The sequence below is a fragment of the Nakamurella sp. UYEF19 genome, assembly GCF_040546275.1.
Taxonomy (GTDB): Bacteria; Actinomycetota; Actinomycetes; order Mycobacteriales; family Nakamurellaceae; genus Nakamurella.
In genome coordinates, this window is the sequence record NZ_JBEPNO010000008.1 from 99,530 (window position 1) to 117,819 (window position 18,290).

The 18,290-nt window shown below is 67.7% G+C and carries 19 protein-coding genes and 1 pseudogene; 10 read left to right on the plus strand and 10 right to left on the minus strand.

Annotation, left to right across the window (positions count from 1 at the left end):
* Window positions 1–119 precede the first annotated feature (119 nt).
* Both ABIB25_RS13260 and ABIB25_RS13265 read left to right on the plus strand, forming a co-directional pair.
* Entirely contained in the window at window positions 120–2,300 is a 2,181-nt protein-coding gene (locus ABIB25_RS13260) for a (Fe-S)-binding protein (protein ID WP_502919806.1), read from the plus strand.
* A gap of 74 nt (window positions 2,301–2,374) precedes the next feature.
* Window positions 2,375–2,887 (plus strand): tetratricopeptide repeat protein, encoded by a 513-nt coding sequence (locus ABIB25_RS13265; RefSeq protein ID WP_354528933.1) that lies wholly within the window; start codon window positions 2,375–2,377, stop codon window positions 2,885–2,887.
* 183 nt (window positions 2,888–3,070) lie between these two features.
* Here ABIB25_RS13265 and ABIB25_RS13270 read toward each other — a convergent pair whose 3' ends face one another.
* Window positions 3,071–5,068, minus strand: a complete 1,998-nt coding sequence (locus tag ABIB25_RS13270) for a glycoside hydrolase family 15 protein (protein ID WP_502919814.1) — start codon at window positions 5,066–5,068, stop codon at window positions 3,071–3,073.
* A gap of 79 nt (window positions 5,069–5,147) precedes the next feature.
* Here ABIB25_RS13270 and ABIB25_RS13275 point away from each other — a divergent pair, with 79 nt between their 5' ends.
* Entirely contained in the window at window positions 5,148–5,711 is a 564-nt protein-coding gene (locus tag ABIB25_RS13275; protein WP_354528934.1) for a DUF1697 domain-containing protein, read from the plus strand.
* Between the two features lie 57 nt (window positions 5,712–5,768).
* Here the strand turns inward: ABIB25_RS13275 and ABIB25_RS13280 are convergent, their stop codons facing one another.
* The 6 genes and pseudogenes from ABIB25_RS13280 to ABIB25_RS13305 form a co-directional block, all read right to left on the minus strand.
* Window positions 5,769–6,596 (minus strand): DUF1295 domain-containing protein, encoded by an 828-nt coding sequence (locus ABIB25_RS13280; protein ID WP_354528935.1) that lies wholly within the window; start codon window positions 6,594–6,596, stop codon window positions 5,769–5,771.
* A 54-nt stretch (window positions 6,597–6,650) separates the two neighbouring features.
* On the minus strand, window positions 6,651–7,976 hold the full coding sequence (locus ABIB25_RS13285; RefSeq protein WP_354528936.1) for an MFS transporter: 1,326 nt from the start codon (window positions 7,974–7,976) through the stop codon (window positions 6,651–6,653).
* 131 nt (window positions 7,977–8,107) lie between these two features.
* Window positions 8,108–8,605, minus strand: a complete 498-nt coding sequence (locus tag ABIB25_RS13290) for an HNH endonuclease signature motif containing protein (protein ID WP_354528937.1) — start codon at window positions 8,603–8,605, stop codon at window positions 8,108–8,110.
* A 151-nt stretch (window positions 8,606–8,756) separates the two neighbouring features.
* Window positions 8,757–8,984, minus strand: a pseudogene (locus tag ABIB25_RS13295) (hypothetical protein); the annotation flags it as partial.
* Window positions 8,900–9,412, minus strand: coding sequence for a hypothetical protein (locus ABIB25_RS13300; protein ID WP_354528938.1), 513 nt, complete (start codon window positions 9,410–9,412; stop codon window positions 8,900–8,902). The pseudogene ABIB25_RS13295 and the gene ABIB25_RS13300, both read right to left, overlap by 85 nt.
* A gap of 87 nt (window positions 9,413–9,499) precedes the next feature.
* The gene (locus ABIB25_RS13305; protein ID WP_354528939.1) at window positions 9,500–9,946 is read right to left on the minus strand and encodes a nitroreductase/quinone reductase family protein; all 447 of its coding nucleotides are present in this window, start codon (window positions 9,944–9,946) and stop codon (window positions 9,500–9,502) included.
* Window positions 9,947–10,080: 134 nt separating this feature from the next.
* Here ABIB25_RS13305 and ABIB25_RS13310 point away from each other — a divergent pair, with 134 nt between their 5' ends.
* The 3 genes from ABIB25_RS13310 to ABIB25_RS13320 all read left to right on the plus strand — a co-directional run bounded on the left by ABIB25_RS13310 (window position 10,081) and on the right by ABIB25_RS13320 (window position 12,515).
* Window positions 10,081–10,788, plus strand: coding sequence for a TetR/AcrR family transcriptional regulator (locus ABIB25_RS13310; protein ID WP_354528940.1), 708 nt, complete (start codon window positions 10,081–10,083; stop codon window positions 10,786–10,788).
* 79 nt (window positions 10,789–10,867) lie between these two features.
* Complete coding sequence (locus ABIB25_RS13315; RefSeq protein WP_354528941.1) at window positions 10,868–12,067, plus strand: M20 metallopeptidase family protein; 1,200 nt, start codon at window positions 10,868–10,870, stop codon at window positions 12,065–12,067.
* A 217-nt stretch (window positions 12,068–12,284) separates the two neighbouring features.
* Window positions 12,285–12,515: a hypothetical protein gene (locus ABIB25_RS13320; RefSeq protein WP_354528942.1), complete on the plus strand. Its 231-nt coding sequence runs from the start codon at window positions 12,285–12,287 to the stop codon at window positions 12,513–12,515.
* Between the two features lie 157 nt (window positions 12,516–12,672).
* Here the strand turns inward: ABIB25_RS13320 and ABIB25_RS13325 are convergent, their stop codons facing one another.
* Window positions 12,673–13,335, minus strand: a complete 663-nt coding sequence (locus ABIB25_RS13325) for a hypothetical protein (protein WP_354528943.1) — start codon at window positions 13,333–13,335, stop codon at window positions 12,673–12,675.
* A gap of 218 nt (window positions 13,336–13,553) precedes the next feature.
* Between ABIB25_RS13325 and ABIB25_RS13330 the strand changes: the two genes are divergently transcribed.
* Entirely contained in the window at window positions 13,554–14,672 is a 1,119-nt protein-coding gene (locus ABIB25_RS13330; protein WP_354528944.1) for an FAD-dependent oxidoreductase, read from the plus strand.
* Window positions 14,673–14,966: 294 nt separating this feature from the next.
* On the opposite strand, the gene ABIB25_RS13335 is transcribed toward ABIB25_RS13330, so the two are convergent.
* Together ABIB25_RS13335 and ABIB25_RS13340 are read right to left on the minus strand one after the other, a co-directional pair.
* Entirely contained in the window at window positions 14,967–15,170 is a 204-nt protein-coding gene (locus tag ABIB25_RS13335) for a cold-shock protein (RefSeq protein WP_090475851.1), read from the minus strand.
* A gap of 588 nt (window positions 15,171–15,758) precedes the next feature.
* The gene (locus ABIB25_RS13340) at window positions 15,759–16,337 is read right to left on the minus strand and encodes a hypothetical protein (protein WP_354528945.1); all 579 of its coding nucleotides are present in this window, start codon (window positions 16,335–16,337) and stop codon (window positions 15,759–15,761) included.
* Between the two features lie 487 nt (window positions 16,338–16,824).
* On the opposite strand from ABIB25_RS13340, the gene ABIB25_RS13345 reads away from it, so the two are divergent.
* From ABIB25_RS13345 to cynS, 3 genes are read left to right on the plus strand one after another with little or no spacing between them, the layout of a single operon-like run.
* Window positions 16,825–17,226 (plus strand): hypothetical protein, encoded by a 402-nt coding sequence (locus ABIB25_RS13345; protein ID WP_354528946.1) that lies wholly within the window; start codon window positions 16,825–16,827, stop codon window positions 17,224–17,226.
* On the plus strand, window positions 17,223–17,780 hold the full coding sequence (locus tag ABIB25_RS13350) for a hypothetical protein (protein ID WP_354528947.1): 558 nt from the start codon (window positions 17,223–17,225) through the stop codon (window positions 17,778–17,780). The genes ABIB25_RS13345 and ABIB25_RS13350 overlap by 4 nt, the downstream gene beginning before the upstream one ends.
* 58 nt (window positions 17,781–17,838) lie before the next feature.
* Window positions 17,839–18,282 (plus strand): cyanase, encoded by a 444-nt coding sequence (cynS, locus tag ABIB25_RS13355; RefSeq protein ID WP_354528948.1) that lies wholly within the window; start codon window positions 17,839–17,841, stop codon window positions 18,280–18,282.
* Window positions 18,283–18,290: the final 8 nt, after the last annotated feature.

Consider the following 18,290-nt stretch of genomic DNA (forward strand, 5'->3'; position numbering starts at 1 on the left):
GGCTCGCCGTGCTCGGTGACGACACACGTCTTCGGGTCGTCCGTCAGGAACAGACCCCGCGAAGGAGCGACCATGCTGCATGCCGCTACCCCACCGGCTGTCATGGTCGGAGCCGGACGGTGACCGGCCTGCAGTGGTTCACCGGCCCGGTCAGCGCGGCGTTCATCATCGTCGGGTTCGCCATGCTCGGTGTCGCCTCCCTGAAGATCTACCGCACCGTGCAGCTGGGCCGTCCCGACCCCACCCGCACCGGGTCGCCGGTCGCCCGCACGAAGACGCTGTTCAAGGAATTCCTCGGCCACACCCGGATGCTCAAGTGGGGCATTGTCGGCGTCGCCCACTGGTTCGTCATGGTCGGGTTCGGCGCATTGGTCCTGACGCTGGTCGAGGCCGTCGGCGAGACGTTCTACCCGCGGTTCGAGATCCCCTGGCTGGGACACCAGGCCTGGTACGGATTGTTCGTCGAACTGATCGCCCTGACGACGGTCCTCGGCATCGGCACATTGATCGTCATCCGGCAACTCGCCCATCCCCGCCGGTCCGATCGGCGTTCGCGATTCACCGGATCCAACTTCCTGCAGGCCTATTTCGTCGAGTCGGTCATTCTCTCGATCGGGTTCTGCATCTTCCTGATCCGCGGGTTCAAGGCGTCGACCGGAAACCTGCCCTATCCGACCTGGGCCGCGCCGATCTCGCATGGCCTCGGCGATATCCTCCCGGCGTCGCTGGCAGCCATCAGCATCGTCGCGTTGATCAAGGTGATCATCTCGATGGCGTGGGCCATCGTCATTGCGCGGAACCTGACCATGGGCGTGGCCTGGCACCGTTTCCTGGCGTTCTTCAACATCTATTTCAAGCGTGAGGAATCCGGGCGGACGGCCCTTGGTGCTCTCCGCCCGATGATGAGCAATGGTGTGCCACTCGATTTCGAGAAGGCCGATCCGGAGAAGGACACCTTCGGCGCCGGGAAGATCGAGGACTTCAGCTGGAAAGGCTGGCTCGATTTCGCCACCTGCACCGAATGCGGTCGCTGCCAGTCGCAGTGCCCGGCGTGGAACACGGCAAAGCCCTTGTCCCCCAAGCTGGTCATGCTCGCGCTGCGGGACCATGCGTTCGCCAAGGCGCCTTATCTGGCGGCCGGTGGTGGCACTGATATGGCCGGGGTTGAAAAACTCAGCGAAGCTGATCTCGCAGCCTTTGCCCATGCGGATCCACTGGCGATGCTGGAGGCCGGCCGGCCATTGATCGGCGGCCCCGAGGTCAACGGCATCATCGATCCGGAAGTGCTGTGGGACTGCACCACCTGCGGTGCCTGTGTCGAGCAGTGCCCGGTGGACATCGAGCACGTCGACCACATCGTCGACATGCGCCGCTACCAGGTGATGATCGAATCCGAATTCCCCTCCGAGTTGGGCGGGCTTTTCCGCAACCTGGAGAACAAGGGCAATCCGTGGGGGCAGAACCAGAAGGACCGGATGGACTGGGCCAAGGGCCTGGACTTCGAGGTCCCGGTGATCACCGACGTGATGGATGACGATCACGAATACCTGTTCTGGGTCGGGTGCGCCGGAGCATTCGAGGACAAGGCGAAGAAGACCACCAGGGCGATCGCCGAACTCCTGCACATCGCGGCCGTCGGATTTGCCGTGCTGGGGACCGGGGAGACCTGCACCGGTGATCCCGCCCGCCGGGCCGGCAACGAGTTCCTCTTCCAGATGCTGGCCCAGCAGAACGTCGAGACCATCAACGCGGCGTTCGGCAACCGGGCGCAGAAGAAGATCGTGGTGTCGTGTGCGCACTGCTTCAACACCCTGCTGAACGAGTACCCGCAGCTGGGCGGGCAGTACGAGGTCGTGCACCACACGCAGCTGCTGAACAAGTTGGTGCGGGACAAGCGGTTGGTGCGGAAGGTTGAGGTCGAGGCGACGAACGTGACCTATCACGACCCCTGCTACCTGGGCCGGCACAACAAGGTCTACTCGCCGCCCCGGGAGCTCATCGGGGCAGCGGGGGCAACGCTGACCGAGATGCCGCGGAACTCCGCGCGGTCCATGTGCTGCGGCGCCGGCGGCGCACGCATGTGGATGGAGGAAAAAATCGGCAAGCGGATCAACCTGGACCGTGTCGACGAGGCGCTCGAGACCAAGGCCCAGAAGATCGTGACGGGCTGCCCGTTCTGCCGCGTGATGCTGACCGACGGGCTGACCGCTCGTCAGGGCCAGCCGGAACCGGTGGGCGAGAACGTCGAGGTCGTCGACGTCGCGATGATGTTGCTGGCCGGGGTCAAGGGCAGCGGCTGACCTGCGCGGCCGGCTCTGGACGGTCGACGACCCGGCGCCCGGCACTTCAGCCGGCCGGAGCCTATGGTGAGGCCGTGGACCACGAGGGTGAGTACCTGGACACCGGCGCGGGCGCCGGGATCGACCGGTGGTCGTTGCGCCCGATCGTGCACGACCGCGCTCGGTTCTCCGCCGCGATGCGGGCCTCGGGTGATCCGGCCGACCTGCTGCTCGAAGCGCTGTTCCTCGGCGATCTGGACCGGGCGACCGCTTTGGTGGACGCCGCTGGACCGCCGACGTTCCGGATACGTGCCCTGACGGCTGACATCGCCTGCGCACAAGGCGATTTCGCGGGAGCCGCTGTGATCTACGAGGCGCTGCTGGAGGAAAATCTCCATGGACCGCGAGAAGCCCTGTTGCACCAGCACCTCGGCAAGGTGTTCTTCCAGTCAGGCGATCTGACGCGGGCCCGGGAGTCGTTCGCCACGGCGATGGCCCATCGGGTGATCTCCCGCGCGCCGGGTGATCAGATCGAGTCGTCCCGGATGGCGCTGGAGCGGGTCGACGAGCTGATCGACGCTGCTGCGGCCCGCCGTCGCGAGTCGTAGGCGCTCAGCGCTGCGCTCGCCGGGGTTGGCGGCCTGCACGTCCCGGGGTTGGCGGCCTGCACATCCCGGCCACACCTGGCAAGGGCAGCCCGGTCCTGGCATGGCCCGCAGACCTTGCGAGGACGGGGTGGACCTTGCCAGGACGCCCCGACAGCGCCCGGAAGCCCGAAGCCCCGGTAAACCTCAGCCCTGCCGATTGGCGGGGGTGAAGCCGAAGGAGTGGGAGACGTCCTCGGCCCGGATGACGTGCGTGACGGCATTGATCAGCGCCAGATGCGTGAAGGCCTGAGGGAAGTTGCCGAGGTGGCGGCCGGTCTCCGGGTCGAGCTCCTCGGCGTAGAGGCCGAGCGTCGAGGCGTGCGACAGCAAGCGCTCGCAGAGGGCATGTGCGCGGTCCACCTCACCGATCTCGACCAGCGCGGACACCAGCCAGAACGAGCAGATGGTGAACGTGCCCTCCTCGCCGGCGAGTCCGTCATCGGTCTGCTCGACCCGGTAGCGCAGCACCATGCCCTCGCGGGTCAGCTCGTCGGCGATGGCCAGCACCGTCGCCCTGATCCGCGGGTCGTCCGGCGGCAGGAACCGCACCAGGGGCGCCATCAGCAGCGAGGCGTCAAGAGCCTTGTCGCCGTAGCGCTGGACCAGGACGCCGCGGTCGTCGACGCCGTTCTCCAGGATGTCGGAATGGATCTCGTCGGCGACCGACTGCCATTTGTCGGCGATCGAGTGCGAGTCGTGCAGGCGGGCCAGTCGAACGCCACGGTCGAGCGCGACCCAGCACATGATTTTCGACGAGGTGAAGTGCTGCGGCTCGCCGCGCACCTCCCACATGCCGCGGTCCGGCTCGCGCCAGTGGGCGGCGGCCTGCTCGACCTGCGCCACCACGATCGGCCAGAGCTCCTCGGGCATCTGCTCGCGTGATCGGGTGTGCAGGTAGATCGAGTCGAGCAGCGCGCCCCACACGTCGTGCTGCTGCTGACCGAACGCGCCGTTGCCGATCCGCACCGGGCGGGCGTCGTCGTAGCCCGACAGATGGTCGAGCGTTGACTCCTCCAGCTGCCGTTCGCCGCCAACGCCGTACATGATCTGCAGGCCCTCGGGATTGTCCCGCGACACGTCGTGGATGAAGAAGAAGAAGTCGTTGGCCTCGCGGTCGAAGCCCAGCGTGTACAGCCCCCAGAGCGCGAACGTGGAGTCACGGATCCAGGTGAACCGGTAGTCCCAGTTGCGTTCTCCCTGCGGCGTCTCCGGCAGCGAGGTGGTGGCCGCGGCCAGTAGCGCACCGGTTGGCGCATACGACAGCCCCTTCAGGGCGAGCGCCGATGACTGCAGGAAAACCCGCCATGGATGATCGGGAAACGACCCCTGCGTGAGCCACTCGCGCCAGTACTCGCCGGTCTTCCACATCTGGTCCTCGGCCTCGGCCCAGTCCTGCGGCGCCGGCAGTTCGGAGAATGTCAGCGCCACGAAGTGGGAGTCGCCGAGCGACATCTTGGTCCGGCCCATCGCCGCCCGCCCCTCGATCCCCAGGCGCAACGAGCTGGTCAGCGTCAGGCTCGGTTGCCCGTCGGCCTTCGCGACCACCTTCGAGTAGCCGGATCCCGGGTAGGACCAGGTGGCGCCCACGCGGGCGTAGTCGAAGACCGGCTCGCAGACGACCGACAGGTCGACGGTGCCGTAGATGCACTTGACCGTCCGGAGCAGGCAGTGGGCGGCGTCGAAGTCGGTGGGCGAACGGCGGTGCGTCTTGGACCGGTCGTTGACGTTGTGCCACGGCCCCATGATCAGGGCATCGCGGACGATCACCCACCCGGTCGGCGTCTGCCAGGTGGTCTCGAGCACCAACGTGCCGGGAAGGTAGCGGCGGGCAGCCGGCACCTGCACGCCGAACGGACCGACCCGGAACGACCCGCCTGACCGATCCAGCAGGGCAGTGAAGACACTGGGTGAATCCGGCCGCGGCAGGCAGAACCATTCGACCGCTCCCGACGGCGCGATCAGGCAGTTCGTCTCGCAGTCGGAGAGAAAAGCGTAGTCGGCGATGTTCGGGAAGTTGCTCGTCCCGAAGTGCTGGAGCAGCGCCCCGTCCGGACCGACGGTCGCCGGGACGGTGGAGCTGAAGGTGCCTTGCTCCTGCCGTAACGAGTCGACCTGACCGTTGGTCGTTCCGGCGTGGGCCACAGGGGTGGTGTCGTTCACCTGATCATTGTCACTACTGAGAGGATCGCGTGGTGACGACTCCCAAGAAAAGGTTGGTCGTTTGACGGCCACCACCTACGTCGCCCTGCTCAAGGGCATCAACGTGGGCAAGGCGAAACGGATCGCCATGGCCGATCTGCGTGCACTGCTCGCCGGCCTCGGCTATGACGACGTCGCCACGCTCCTGCAGAGCGGCAACGCGGTCTTCACTGCCTCGGCTACCGCTCCGAAGGTGACGGCGGCCATCGAGAAGGGACTGCTCGACGAGTGCGGCCTTGACGTCGCGGTGGTGGTCCGGACCGAGGCCCAACTGGCCGCGGCTGTCGCGGCCGACCCGTTCACCGACCTCGCCGACGACCCGTCCAAGCACCTGCTGGGTTTTCTTTCAGGGGTACCCGAAGCGTCGAAGCTCACCGCTTTCGACGACCTGGTGACGTCGAAGAACGTCGACCCCGATGTCGGGGGCGTGTACCGGATCGAGAAGGACCACTGCTACCTGTGGTGCCCGCAAGGCGTGTCCAAGTCGTCGTTCGCCATGGTCGACTGGGACCGCAAACTCGGTGTCACCGTGACCATGCGCAACTTCGCGACGATCGGCAAACTCCTTGATATGACGAAGGTCTGAGCCGTCCGCCGCAACTGCCAGCTCCAGGCGTCGTGGGTGCGCCGACCGGTGCCCGGTTCAGGCGTTGCTGGTCCGTCGGGCCGGCGCGTTCCGGGCCGGCCAGGGGACGATCGCCGAGGTGGTTCGCTGGTACTCCGCGTACTCGGGATACTTTGCCCGGGTGATCTTCTCGGTGAAGGCAGTGGATCCGACGAACAGCAGCGTCAGCAGGATGGCGCCGGCGATCGTCCACTGTGCGACCGATCCGGCCGCGATGGCGCCGAAGGCGAAGACGACCCACCAGATGGCGATCTCGCAGAAGTAGTTCGGGTGCCGGCTGAACCGGAAGAGTCCGGTTCGCAGAAACCCGATCCCACCGGGCCGTCCGGCGTCCGACTCGGTCCGCTTCCGTTGGTGGAAGTTCCATTGCTGCTGATCGGCCAGCGTCTCCCCGGCCAGCAGTGCGAGGAAGAGCAGGAGGGCGATGACGTCCAGGGCGCCGAATCCGCCGCGGTGCTCGGCAGCAGTGAGGGCCGGCAGCGTGATCGCGAACAACAGGGCGTTCTGGTAGATGGCGATGAACAGCAGGTTGAAGAGCTGGAACTGCCACCCCGTCATGCGGGAGCGCAGCAGAGCCCAGCGGTAGTCCTCTCCGCCTCGGGCGTAACCGCCCTTGCGGGCGAAGTTGAACGTCAGTCGGATGCCCCACGCGGTGACGAGCACGGCCATCACGTTCAGCCGGGCATCGCCGAACCCGGCGGCGCCGGCGAAGATCCAGAGGTAGACCACCGGGATGATCGACCAGATGCGGTCGACCCAGGAGTGATCGCCGGTCAGCAGCGACAACAGCCAGACGACGGCGGTCGCGCCGCCGGCGACCGTCAGGCCGAGGGAGAAGTTGTTCACGACTTCCAGAATTACCACCATCGGACCGTTGCGTGGCGTGCAGGGACTCTGCCGTCACCCGGATGGACGCCGTTCAGGCTCCGACTGACGGTCCATCGGTGTGTGGGATGTGCCCGCCGCCACTCGTCGTGCCCGATCCGGCTGCCTGATCCACCCTGACAGTGCGACGATCAGCACCGCGGCCCCCACCAGGACGAACAGTGCATGCGACAGACCGATCAGGCCCGCGATCGCCCCGATCAACGGTGGTCCGACGAGCATTGCCGGCCATTGACCGAACGACACCACCGAGACGCCGTACCCGGTCGACACATCCGGTTGATTGCCGGCCAGCCCCATGACGCTCGGCACGATGCATCCGGAGCCCAGCCCGAGCAGCGCGAATCCCACGAATGCTGCGACCGGAGTGGCCACGACGAGGCAGAGGCCGAAGCCGACGGCGACGAGCGCCGCGGACAGCCGGATGAACAGCCGCTGGCCCAGCCGATCCACCAGCCGGTCGCCAGTGGTCCGCGAGATGGTCATCGCAATCGTGTAGCAGGTGTAGGTGGCGGCGCCGGACGCCGCGCCGGCACCCAGGGCGCCGGCCGTGTACTGCGCGCTCCACTGCGCAGCGGATCCCTCGTTGATCGACGCCAGCAACGCGATGCACGCGAGCAGGAGGAGTTGAGGGGTGAATCGTCGCGTCGTTCTCGCTTCCTGTTGTGCTACTACAGGTTTGGTTGTATCGGGTGCTGGATTTTCGGCATCGGACGGCAGTCCGCGGAAGGTCAGGGCCAGGAGGATGCCGAGCAGCAGGCCGGTGACGGCCAGCTGGACGTTCGGCCGCACACCGGCGGCCGCGGCGAAGGTGGCGATGATTCCGCCCGCGAGCTGACCGAGGCTGAAGCAGGCGTGGAAGCTCGACATGATCCGGCGGCCGTAGCGACGCTCGACCTCCACGGCCTGCGCGTTCATGGGTGTGCTCAGCAACCCGGTCGAGACCCCTTGGACGAACAGGCCGATCACCAGGGCTACGGTGCTGGTCGAGCCGGCGAGCAATGGTGCATTCAGGATCAGCAGCGGACCGCCGACCAGGCTCAGCCGCCGCGGACCGACCCGGGTGATCATCAGCAGCACCAGGGTCAGCGAGATCAGGCTGCCTGCGGTCGCCCCGATGTTGGCCAGACCCCACTGTGCATCGGTGACGTGCAGTTGCTGGCGGACGCCCGGGATCCGCGCAGCCCAACTGCCGGTGGTCGCACCCATCAACGCGAACAGCACGATGACCGATCGACGCGCAGCCCGGTCCCGGGCGGTGGGCTGCGTCGACGGCGACGGCGACGGCGACGGCGACGGCGACGGGTGCCGGGGTGGAGCGGGTGGGGCGTTGTCGAGCACGGGTCCATCTTCGTCGTTCGCGACGCGAACCATCGACAAGGGGCCATTCGCGACGCGAACCATCGGCCAGAGTTCGTGGCTCCGGTTCCTCCCGCGAGGATGCTGTTCGGGCGGTGGCCGGCCGTCACGGGTCACCTGCGCCCGGGCTGGTCGCTGTCGAGCACGAGGTTCGTTGTCTGGCCGGATCGGCTGAGAACTGGGTCCGTCTGGTCAGCCGGGACTTTGCGATGGTCAGGCTGGTTGTGGCCAGCTGAATTGTGGTTGGTGGTTGAGGGTGTTGCGCAACGGTTTTCGGGTGGGGTCGTGGGTGGCGGGGGGATGATTTCGGGGTGGCCGTCGGGGGCCGGGCGGATTTCCCAGTCGTTGTGGTGGATCAGGGTGTGGTGTCGGCGGCACAGCAGGCAGCCGTTGGCGTAGTTGGAGGGTCCGCCGTCTTCCCAGGGTTGGATGTGGTGTTTTTCGGTCCACAGTCCGGGCATGTCGCAGCCGGGGAACACGCAGCCTTTGTCGCGGTGCAGGATGGCTCGGGCGGTGGCGGCGTTGAAGGCGCGCATGGATCTGCCCATGTCCAGCAGTTGTGATCGTCCGCCCAGGACGGCGGCGATGATTGTGGAGTCGCAGGCGAGCATCCGGACTTGTTTGATGCTGATGTGGGTGCCGTAGCCCAGGGTGCCGTGGCCGCGGCGGTCCCGTAGTGATCGTTCTTCGACGGTGACCAGGAGTTGCGGCTGTGAGGTCATCCAGCAGCCCCCACACTTTGGTCAGTCCGTTGGGTCGGCGCGCGCAGATGTGAAATTCCTGCTTGTCGTGGGCGTCCTTCTCCTCCTGCGGCCCGTCGGGGTTGGCGGCGAGGATGATGCTGCGGCACACCTGATCGAACGTCGACGGATCCGCTATTGCTGCTTCGGCGACCAGGAATGTCTCTACCGATTCCCGCAGCTCCTGCGGCACCGACGCGTCGAAGGTTTTGAACACCCCGGCGACCAGGTCGGCGTGTGTGGGTCCGATGGTTCCGGCGTGGACGGCGGCGGCGAGTAGCGGCAGCCGCGGGCGGCGGCGTCGGTGCGGCTGATGTTGATGATCTGCCGGATCAGGGAGGTGGTGGACAGTTGCCCGGCGGGGGCGGCGAGGCCGCGGTGGTCCATCTGGGAGATGACGGACACCGACATGCCGTAGAGCCGGCGGGTCTGCATTTCGACGGCGCGCAGCAGGTCCAGGGTGGCGCCGGTGCCGGGGGCGGTCGGGTCCACTTGGAGCAGGCCGTCCACGGCTGTGGCGACGGCGTTGATCGCGGTCTGCGCCGGGCCGGGTTCCCAGTAGGAATCGGCGGGGTCGGGGGCGTCGTCAGGATGGTGCTGCTGGGCGAGGGTGGCTCGCAGGGCCGACCCACCGCGCCGGTGGCACAGGTAGCACCGACAGTCCCCCGAAACGGACACCGGTCGGGGCTGTCTCACCTGGTCAGGCCGGGCAAGAGTGGCTGCGAAAACCGACCCACGATGCGCGCCGCACAGCATTCTCCGAACTCAGACGGTGGACACCCGGAAGACGGGGTAACCGGCGGCGATGGCCAGTAGTTCCTCGTCGGTGGACTTGGCGTCGACACCGTTGAAGAACACGCCGATCTCGAACTTCCAGCGCCGCAGGTATTCCCGCAGGATGACGGGCTTCTCCGCATCGGAGAGCTCGGTGGGGATGAACTTCTCGGTCCGGCGCCCGAGTCGGAGCTCGCCCTCGCCGGCCACCCGCAGGTTTCGCACCCACTGGGTCACGCCGCGCGGCGCGACCAGGTAACGGGCGCCGTCCACGGTGAGGAGGTTGACCGGCGTCTGGCGGAGCTCGCCGCTCGACCGGCCGCGCACGTAGAGCTGCCGACTGCCCCAGACGGTGAGGCCGAGCCGGGTGCAGAGTGCGACGACGGAGTTGAAGAGCCGGGTCAGGCGGCCCGGCCGGAGGTAGCGGGTGTCGCGCATGGTGTTCTCCCGATCAGTAGCGGGGTGCGAGAGCAGTGCTCGTGTTGTGGATCAGTGAACACTCAAACCCTTTGCCGGTCAAGAGCGTTGCTCTCGTTGTTGTTCGGCGCTCTTGGGTCAGGCATGCTGGATCGATGAACGCAAGCGTCACAGCCCGAGAACTGGCCAGAGCCAGCCTGACGGCGGCCATCAAGGACGCGGCCCGGAGTCAGGTCGCAGAGGAGGGTGCCGCGCGCCTGTCCTTCCGGGCGGTGGCAAGAGAGGTCGGCATGGTCTCCTCAGCGGTCTACCGTTACTTCCCGACCAGGGACGATCTGCTCACCGCCTTGATCGTCGATGCGTACGACGCCCTCGGGAGTGCCGTCGAACGCGCCGTCGACGCGGTCCCCCCCGAGCGGATCCGAGCCCGCTGGCGCGCCTTCTGTGGCTCGGTCCGGAACTGGGCGCAGGGCCATCCCCAGGAGTACGGGCTGATCTTCGGCTCGCCCATTCCCGGATATCGCGCCCCGGCCGACACGATCGGCCCTGCCGCACGCGTGCCGCTGGCGCTGATCGACGCGGTTCGACTGGCCTGGGCTGCGGGGACGGTCGACGCCCCGGCTTCGGACGCCAACCGGCTTCCAGGCCTCCTGCAAGGTCAACTCTCGGCGGTCGCGGCAGAGTTCGCGCCCGACCTGCCCGCCTCGGTCGTACTGAGGATGGTCGTCGTCTGGACGCAGTTGTTCGGAATGGTGAGTTTCGAGCTGTTCGGGCAACTCGTGGGAACCCTCGAGCCGGCCGACGAATTCTTCGCCGCAGCGGTCGACCTGATGGCGGACTTCCTGGGAATCGAGGAGCAGTGAGCGAGCATCTTAGCGAGGCGCGAGCAAGGAGCGGAGCTCGCGAACCGATGAGCGCCTGCGCGAAGAGAAAGGATCATCGATGATCGAGAACCTGACGACCGACGCCGCGGCGATGCTGCCCGAGCTGGTCGCCCTGCGCCGCGATCTGCACCGTCATCCCGAGGTGGGCCTGGACCTGCCGGTCACCCAGTTGGCCGTGCTGCGCGCGTTGGACGGGCTCGACCTCGAGATCACCACCGGCCGCGGCCTGTCCTCGGTGGTGGCCGTTCTGCGCGGCGGGAAGCCCGGTCCGGCGGTGTTGCTCCGTGCCGACATGGACGCCCTGCCGGTGACGGAGGACTCTGGCGTCGACTTCGCCAGCGAGCGCCCCGGGGCCATGCACGCCTGTGGCCATGACCTGCACACCGCGGGGCTGGTCGGAGCGGCGCGACTGCTCGCGGCCCGTCGGGAGCAGCTGACCGGTGACGTCGTGCTGATGTTCCAGCCGGGGGAGGAGGGCGAGCACGGCGCCCGCCTGATGATCGAGGAGGGTGTTCTCGAGGCGGCCGGCGAACGCGTCGCCGCCGCCTACGGTCTGCACGTGATGTCGGCGATCCTGCCGTTCGGGCTGGTCGCATCCCGGCCCGGGACGGTGTTGGCCGCCGCAGATTCGGTGACCGTCACGCTCCACGGCCGCGGCGGCCACGGTTCCATGCCGCATCTGGCCGCTGATCCGATCCCGGTTGCCGCGGAGATCGTGCTGGCCCTGCAATCGATGGTCACCCGGCAGTTCGACGTGTTCGACCCGGTGGTCGTAACCGTCGGCAGGATCGAGGCCGGCACGGCCGACAACGTGATCCCCTCCACCGCAACGATTTCCGCAACCGTGCGCACCTTTTCCGAAGCCGTCCACCACCAGGTTCGCGAGAAGTTCGGCCGGGTCTGCGAGGGGGTCGCAGCTGCGCACGGCCTGACCGTGACGATCGACTACCGGCTCGGTTATCCGGTGACCGTGAACATTGCAGCCGAGGTGGACCGGGTGGCTCGGCTGACGCGCGGCCTCTTCGGGGCGCAGGCGTACTTCCCGGCGCAGCAGCCGATCCCCGGCTCGGAGGACTTCGCCTACGTCCTGCAGCAGGTGCCGGGCGCCTTCTTCGGCGTCGGTGCCACCGTGCGCGGAACGGACCCGACCACTGCTGCCTACAACCACGCACCACAGGCGACTTTCGACGACGCTGCGCTGGCCGTGGGGCCGGCTGTCCTCGCAGCGCTGGCTCTCGACCGGCTCGCCGAGGGCTGAGGTCCTCCTACCTGTCTGAGCGCGCGGTGCGGTGCGGTGCGGGCCGGTGCTGCGCAGTGCGGCTCGGGTCGGTCTGTCGGCGGGGCGGGACCGAAGTCCCGATTCGAGAGGGAGATCACGGGGCGTTTCGTTGGCGACGAGAACTGAGTTCGTTCATAATCGATTCAGGTAGTTCTACCTGGGACTATTCCAAGCTTCAAATAGATGGAGGACAAGAATGAGTACCCCGAAGTCCGGAATGTCCGCGATCTGGGCTGCTCGCGCCGACCGTCGTCACGAGACTGCCGAACGTCGTCGTCTCGAGCGTGAGCTCGCCAGCTTCGTCACCGAGTCCGAGAAGGCCGAGCTGTCGGCGATCCTCGAGCGCAACGACGACGAACTGGGCGTCGAGATCCAGGAGCTGATCAGCGAACGCGTGCTGTCGAGCACCGAACACCGCGCCGCCTGATTCATTTCACGGCAGGATTGCAGGATCGAGAAGTACCGTAGTTTCGGTGGTACCGCTCCATCTGACAGGCCCAGGGCAGTGTCCACCGCAATGTTGCGGTGCGACCAGCCGCTGGGCCTCTTTGCGTTCTGTCCCCACGTGGTTGGCCCGCGTGTGACTATCCCGCGGTGGCCCTGACCACCTGGAAGATCGCTCCTTGCTGGCAGTAGCTCATCATGTCCTTGCGGATCACGCCGACGACGGTGACCTTGGCTCCAACCTTGACGATGTTCTTGTCGCCGCTGGTCAGGTTGACCTGTCGGCCGGTGGCCGTGTCCTTCAGGATCAGGCAGCCGCGTTCGACGCCGGCCTCGACGGTGCCGGTCAGGGTCAGTTGCTCGCCGGGCGGCGTGGGCGGCGCGGGGGTGGTGGAGACGACCGGACGCCCGGTGGACGTCGGCCTGCTCGTGGGCGAGTCCGCGGTGGTTCCGGTGGACGTTCCGCCGCTGGACGGGGCGTTGCTGGGTGGTGGGAGTACGGCGGGCGTCGACGCCGCTGTGGAACCTGCGGTGACCGGGGCCGACGTGGGCGCTGCCGGCGCGGAGGGAGCGGCAGGCGAGGGGGCGGCGGAGGAAGCGGCGGGTCCAGAGGCGGCAGGTGCGGAGGCGGCGGAGGAGGCGGCAGGTGCCGAGCCGGCAGGTGCGGAGCCGGCAGGTGCGGAGGCTGCAGGGGCAGTGGGAACCGCCGGGGAGTTGGGCCCTCCGGCCGGTACGGCGCTTCCACATGCGGCCAAGCTGGCCGCCAGAGCCGCGCCGACGACGATCAAGCGCATTCGGGACATGGTTCCTCCTGATATTCGTGGTGCCGGGCTCGTGGCCGCCGTCAGGCCGGATCCACGCTTCGCGACCGCAGCAGGGCCGGTCATGATCACTTCAGAGACGGCAGCTCCGGCCGATCCGTTGCGTCACTCTTCCTGCGCACCGCCGGAGCGAAGATCCGACCCTGCCCAGCCTGCGCCCTCGGGGCCCGGAGTTCGACGAGCGGGACCCGCAGCGGACGATGAACATCGTGGCGGCGGACGGCAGGTGGGCGGAGGCGTGGGTGCCGCAGGGATCAGCGGCCGTCGGGGCGAGCCCCGTCGAGGAGACCGAGGTGGTGGTGATCGGGGCCGGCCAAGCGGGATTGTCCGCCGCCTTCCACCTGCAGCGGAGCGGACTGAGCCATGTCGTCCTCGACGCCGAGCGCGGGCCCGGTGGAGCGTGGCAGCACCGTTGGCCCTCCCTGACGATGGCCACCGTCAACGGCATCCGTGAACTTCCCGGCTCCGTGGTGCCTCCGGTCGACCCGAGGACGCCGGCGCGGGCCGCGATCCCGGAGTACTTCGCCGGGTACGAGTCACAGTTCGGGCTGGTGGTGCGTCGCCCGGTGCAGGTCAGCCAGGTGGAGTCGGACCGGGAGATGCTGGTCACGACCTCGCGGGATGGGATGGTGCTCCGGTCGCGCGGGCTGATCAACGCGACCGGCACGTGGACCCGGCCGTTCTGGCCGCACTATCCCGGGGCCGCTGCCTTTCGAGGTCGGCAGCTGCACACCCATGACTACCGCGGGCCGGCCGAGTTCGACGGAGCCCGGATGATCGTCATCGGCGGCGGGATCTCGGCCGTGCAGTTGCTGATGGAATTGGCTCCCCACACCGCGCAGCACACCTGGGTCACCCGCCGACCACCTGTCTGGGTAGACCGTGAGTTCACGCCGGAGCTGGGCCGTGCGGCGGTGGCCATGGTGATCGACCGGGTCAGTCGTGGGCTACCGCCGCGGTCGGTGGTCTCGGTGACCGGTCTAGGCCTGACGCCGGCGACGATCGAGGCGAGGGCGAGCGGCGTTCTGCAGCGGGAGGAGATGTTCTCGACGATCACGGCCGACGGTGTGCGCTGGGCCGACGGGCGGACCCGTCAGGCGGACATCCTTTTCTGGTGCACCGGGTTCCGTGCTGCCCTCGATCATCTCGTGCCGCTGCACCTTCGTCGCCCCGGCGGTGGGATCGAGATGGACGGGACCGCGGTCGCAGCTGATCGGCGCATCCACCTGGTCGGGTACGGCCCCTCGGCTTCGACCATCGGCGCCAACCGTGCCGGCCGTCTCGCCGTCCGCGACCTCCGCCGGTTGCTGAAGCCGTGACGGCTTGCTGCGTACGACGGCGCGTCGGGCGCGTCGGCGTTTCCAGGTCGTATGCACTGCTGGGTCGTTTGCACTGCTAGGTCGTATGGCCGTCGACCTGCAGGTACGCAGCGTGAGTGTCATACCGCCCGGCAGCCGGTCAGACAGCCCGTTGGCGGTGATACGGCCCGGTGGCCATCACACGACGCGGGGCGCTCGCCACCGTGCAGAAATCACTGCAGGGTGCCACCTCCGGAGAGGTGACACCCTGCAGTTGAAGATCTAGGACCTCAGCGGGCCTGGGATCTGCGCAGATCAGACGGCGGTGACGCCGGTGGCCTGCGGGCCCTTGGCACCCTGGGTGACCGTGTAGGTCACCTTCTGGTTCTCCTCGAGCGAGCGGTAGCCGCCCGACTGGATCTCCGAGTAGTGGACGAAGACATCCGGTCCGTCACCCTCGGGGGTGATGAAGCCGAAGCCCTTTTCAGCGTTGAACCACTTGACGGTTCCCTGTGCCATGTTGTTTCTCCTTGCATGTATCCGATCAGAGGGACGTGGATCGCCCCTCCGGGTTCGTCGACGAGTGCGACACTTTCGGACACAAGATCCGAGAGGTCCCAAGACGATTCGACTGCCTTGGGACCGCTATGACACGAACTCAAGAACTGTAACCAGGAACTAGTATTCCATGACACAGACTGAACACCGAAATCGGACCACCAACTCGATCCCAAAGCACCCGTCCGGAGTAACGAACCAGAGCAGACCGTCACTCGACCAGAACCCGTGACGCCGCCCGTCAGGCCCCGAGGTCGAGTCCGGCGCGGGCGTGAAAGTCAGAGCGTCGCAGAGTGTTTGGCCGACTCCAGCGGTAGCGGGTCGACGGTGATCGGCACCGCCGCGGGCGGGCCCGAACTCCGGTGACGTCGTATGTCCCTCGGCGTCAACGCACGTTTGCGCCAGTGATCCACCCGAATGCCGTGCGTCCGATTGCCCACGCCACTCGTCAGCGTCCTGGCGCCACGGCAGTCGAGGCTGCCAGCGGGACCGCCGAGAGCGCTCGGGAGAGAAGCCGACCAGGTCGTGGGCCGAGCGTCGGTCGGGACCTCAGAGCTCGTCGAGAAGCCGGAGCTTCGCAGCCTGGAAGTCGCGCTCGCTGATGCTGCCGGCCGCACGCCGGTCGCGGAGGTCGAGCAGTTCCTGGACCGGGTCGTGGACAGGCAGCGGACCCGGTTCGGCGAGCTGGTGCCGCACCGCGTCGGCGAACTGGGCGCCCTGGGTGCCGAGGACCTTGTCGACGGTCAGGTCAAAGGCGCCGGATTCGGGGTCCGTCAGGTGCAGGACGATCCCGCTGGTCATCGACTTGAGTTCCGACGTGACACCGCCCAGTGCAGCCAGCGGATGCGTCTGCGACTCGCCGGGCCGGGTTCCGTGGGCGCGGAAGATCAGACGTTCCGTGGTCAGCGCGAGCAGGCCCAGCCGATGCCCGTGCCGTCCCTCGACCACCGAGATCACCGATTCCGTGTCCAGCAGACACAGTTCCAACTGCTTGACCTCGCGGTCGGAGCGCTCGTCGGACGCCATCTGGCCGGCGGCCCTGGCCAGATCGGGCCGCAGCCCGAGGCCGGCGAGCCGTTCGGAGGGGGATGGGACCCGGAAGAGTCGCTTCAGGTCGAACTGGACCACCACTGCCTCCTTCGTTCCCCGACCGCTGGCCGATGTTCGGATCGAGGAGCATCGTTCGACGTCCGCTGGATCCGGTCGACCACCATGTTGGCACGATGACGCGCGCCTGGCATCGATCTCGCCGCCGGTGGAACGGAACGGCGGTGATCGGACGTCACACCGTCGTCCAGGATGTCCTGGGCAACTCTGCCTGCTCCTGCCGGCGGCCGATCGGCCGTCTTGAGAATCCGGAGGTCCTTCCACCGTGCATCCGACGCCGCCACCCGGCTCGCAGTCTCTTCCGAACCAATCCGCTCCGAACCAATCAGCTCCGAACCAGCCACCGACCGGCTTCGTCCCGACCGCCCCACCCGGTTACTTCCCGAACCGAGGGCCGTCGCCGGATCAGGCCTGGCAGCAGCAACCCGGGCCTGCCGCGCACGGCGGTCACCAGAGTGGATTCCCTGGTCAGACCGGGTACCCGGCCGGGTTCGCCGGCGGCCCGCCGATGGCACCTCAGGCTCCGGGCCCAGGTATCCCTGGTCCTGCCGGCGCGACCGGAACCCCGGCAGAACGGTTCGCCGGGTTCGGTGGTCCGCTCGCGGTCGTCCTTGCCGCGCTGGGGCTCTCGATCCCGTTCGACTCGTCCAACGCGTGGTCCTCGCAGATCAGCTGGGCAATCTTCGCGCAGTTGGCTGCGCTGGCCGCGGGTGCGCCGGCGCTGCTCAGATCTTCCGGTCAGTCGCCGCGCTCCTCGTGGTTCGTCGGGGCGGTCGGCACCTCCGGGTTGCTCGGGTACTGGCTGTTGGTCGTGCTGCCGTCGGTCGGGAGCAACGAGGGATTCGTCCTGACGCTCGCCACCGCCCTGGCCGCCTGCGGTTCGTGGTTCTCTCCCCACCGTCCACGATGACGCCCCTGCCTGACGATCGATCCGGCGCGGTCGCCACCGCCCGGCGATGGGTGGAGCGGGCCAGCGTCCGGTCCGTCTTCGTCGTTGCCGCGGTGCTGACGGTGATCGCGCTGGCCCTGCCGTGGCAGGCCGCCCAATTGACGACCAGCGTCAGCCCGACATTCTTCCCAGGAAGTTGCATCACCACCTATGACGGCAGTCTCGACTGTCTGCCCGGTTTCGTCGGCTTCAGCGCGTACAGCCTGCTCCATCCGCCCCAACCCGGCTTCAGCCAGCCGGTCCGGGTTTTCGCCGTGCTGGCCGGTCTCCTGATGTGGCAGGCAGTGCGTCGACGGGTCGACAACCTCGCGATCGCCGGCCTGGCCTGCGCCGTTCTCGGCCTGGCGGGCGCGGGTCTCAGCCCGCGATCGGGTCCGGCGGTCTACGTCTTGGCCCTGATCGTCGCGGTGATTGCTCTCCGTCGCGTGGGGCTGCTCCGTCACGCGGGGCTGCTGGGTCGTGTGGGGCTGCTGCGTCGACGCAGGGCTGCTGGGTCGGCGCGGGCCGATCGGTAGCCTCGCAGGCAGCGGGCCGACGACCGGCGGCCGCGACTAGGTGGAGGAGTGTCGAGCGATGAATCGGATGGATGTGGTCGAGGCAATCCTGGCGGCGCGACTGCGAAAAGGCCTGTCGTGGGCGGACATAGCGACGGCTGTCGGGTCGAGCAAGGAGTGGGTGACGGCGGGTTGCCTCGGGCAGATGACGTTCACGCCAGACCAGGCTGCGGTCGTCGGTGACCTCCTCGAGCTACCGGCGGAGGCCGTCCGGCTGCTCGGCGTTCCGCCCTACCGCGGGTCCCTGCCGACCGCGGTGCCGACCGATCCGCTGATCTATCGGTTCTACGAGCTCGTCAGCGTCTACGGCACCACCTTCAAGGAGCTGATCCACGAGGAATTCGGCGACGGCATTATGAGCGCCATCGACTTCCGGATGGACCTGGTCCGCGAACCCGATCCGGCCGGCGACCGCGTCAACATCACCATGAGCGGCAAGTTCCTGCCTTACCGCCAGTACTGACCCTCGCC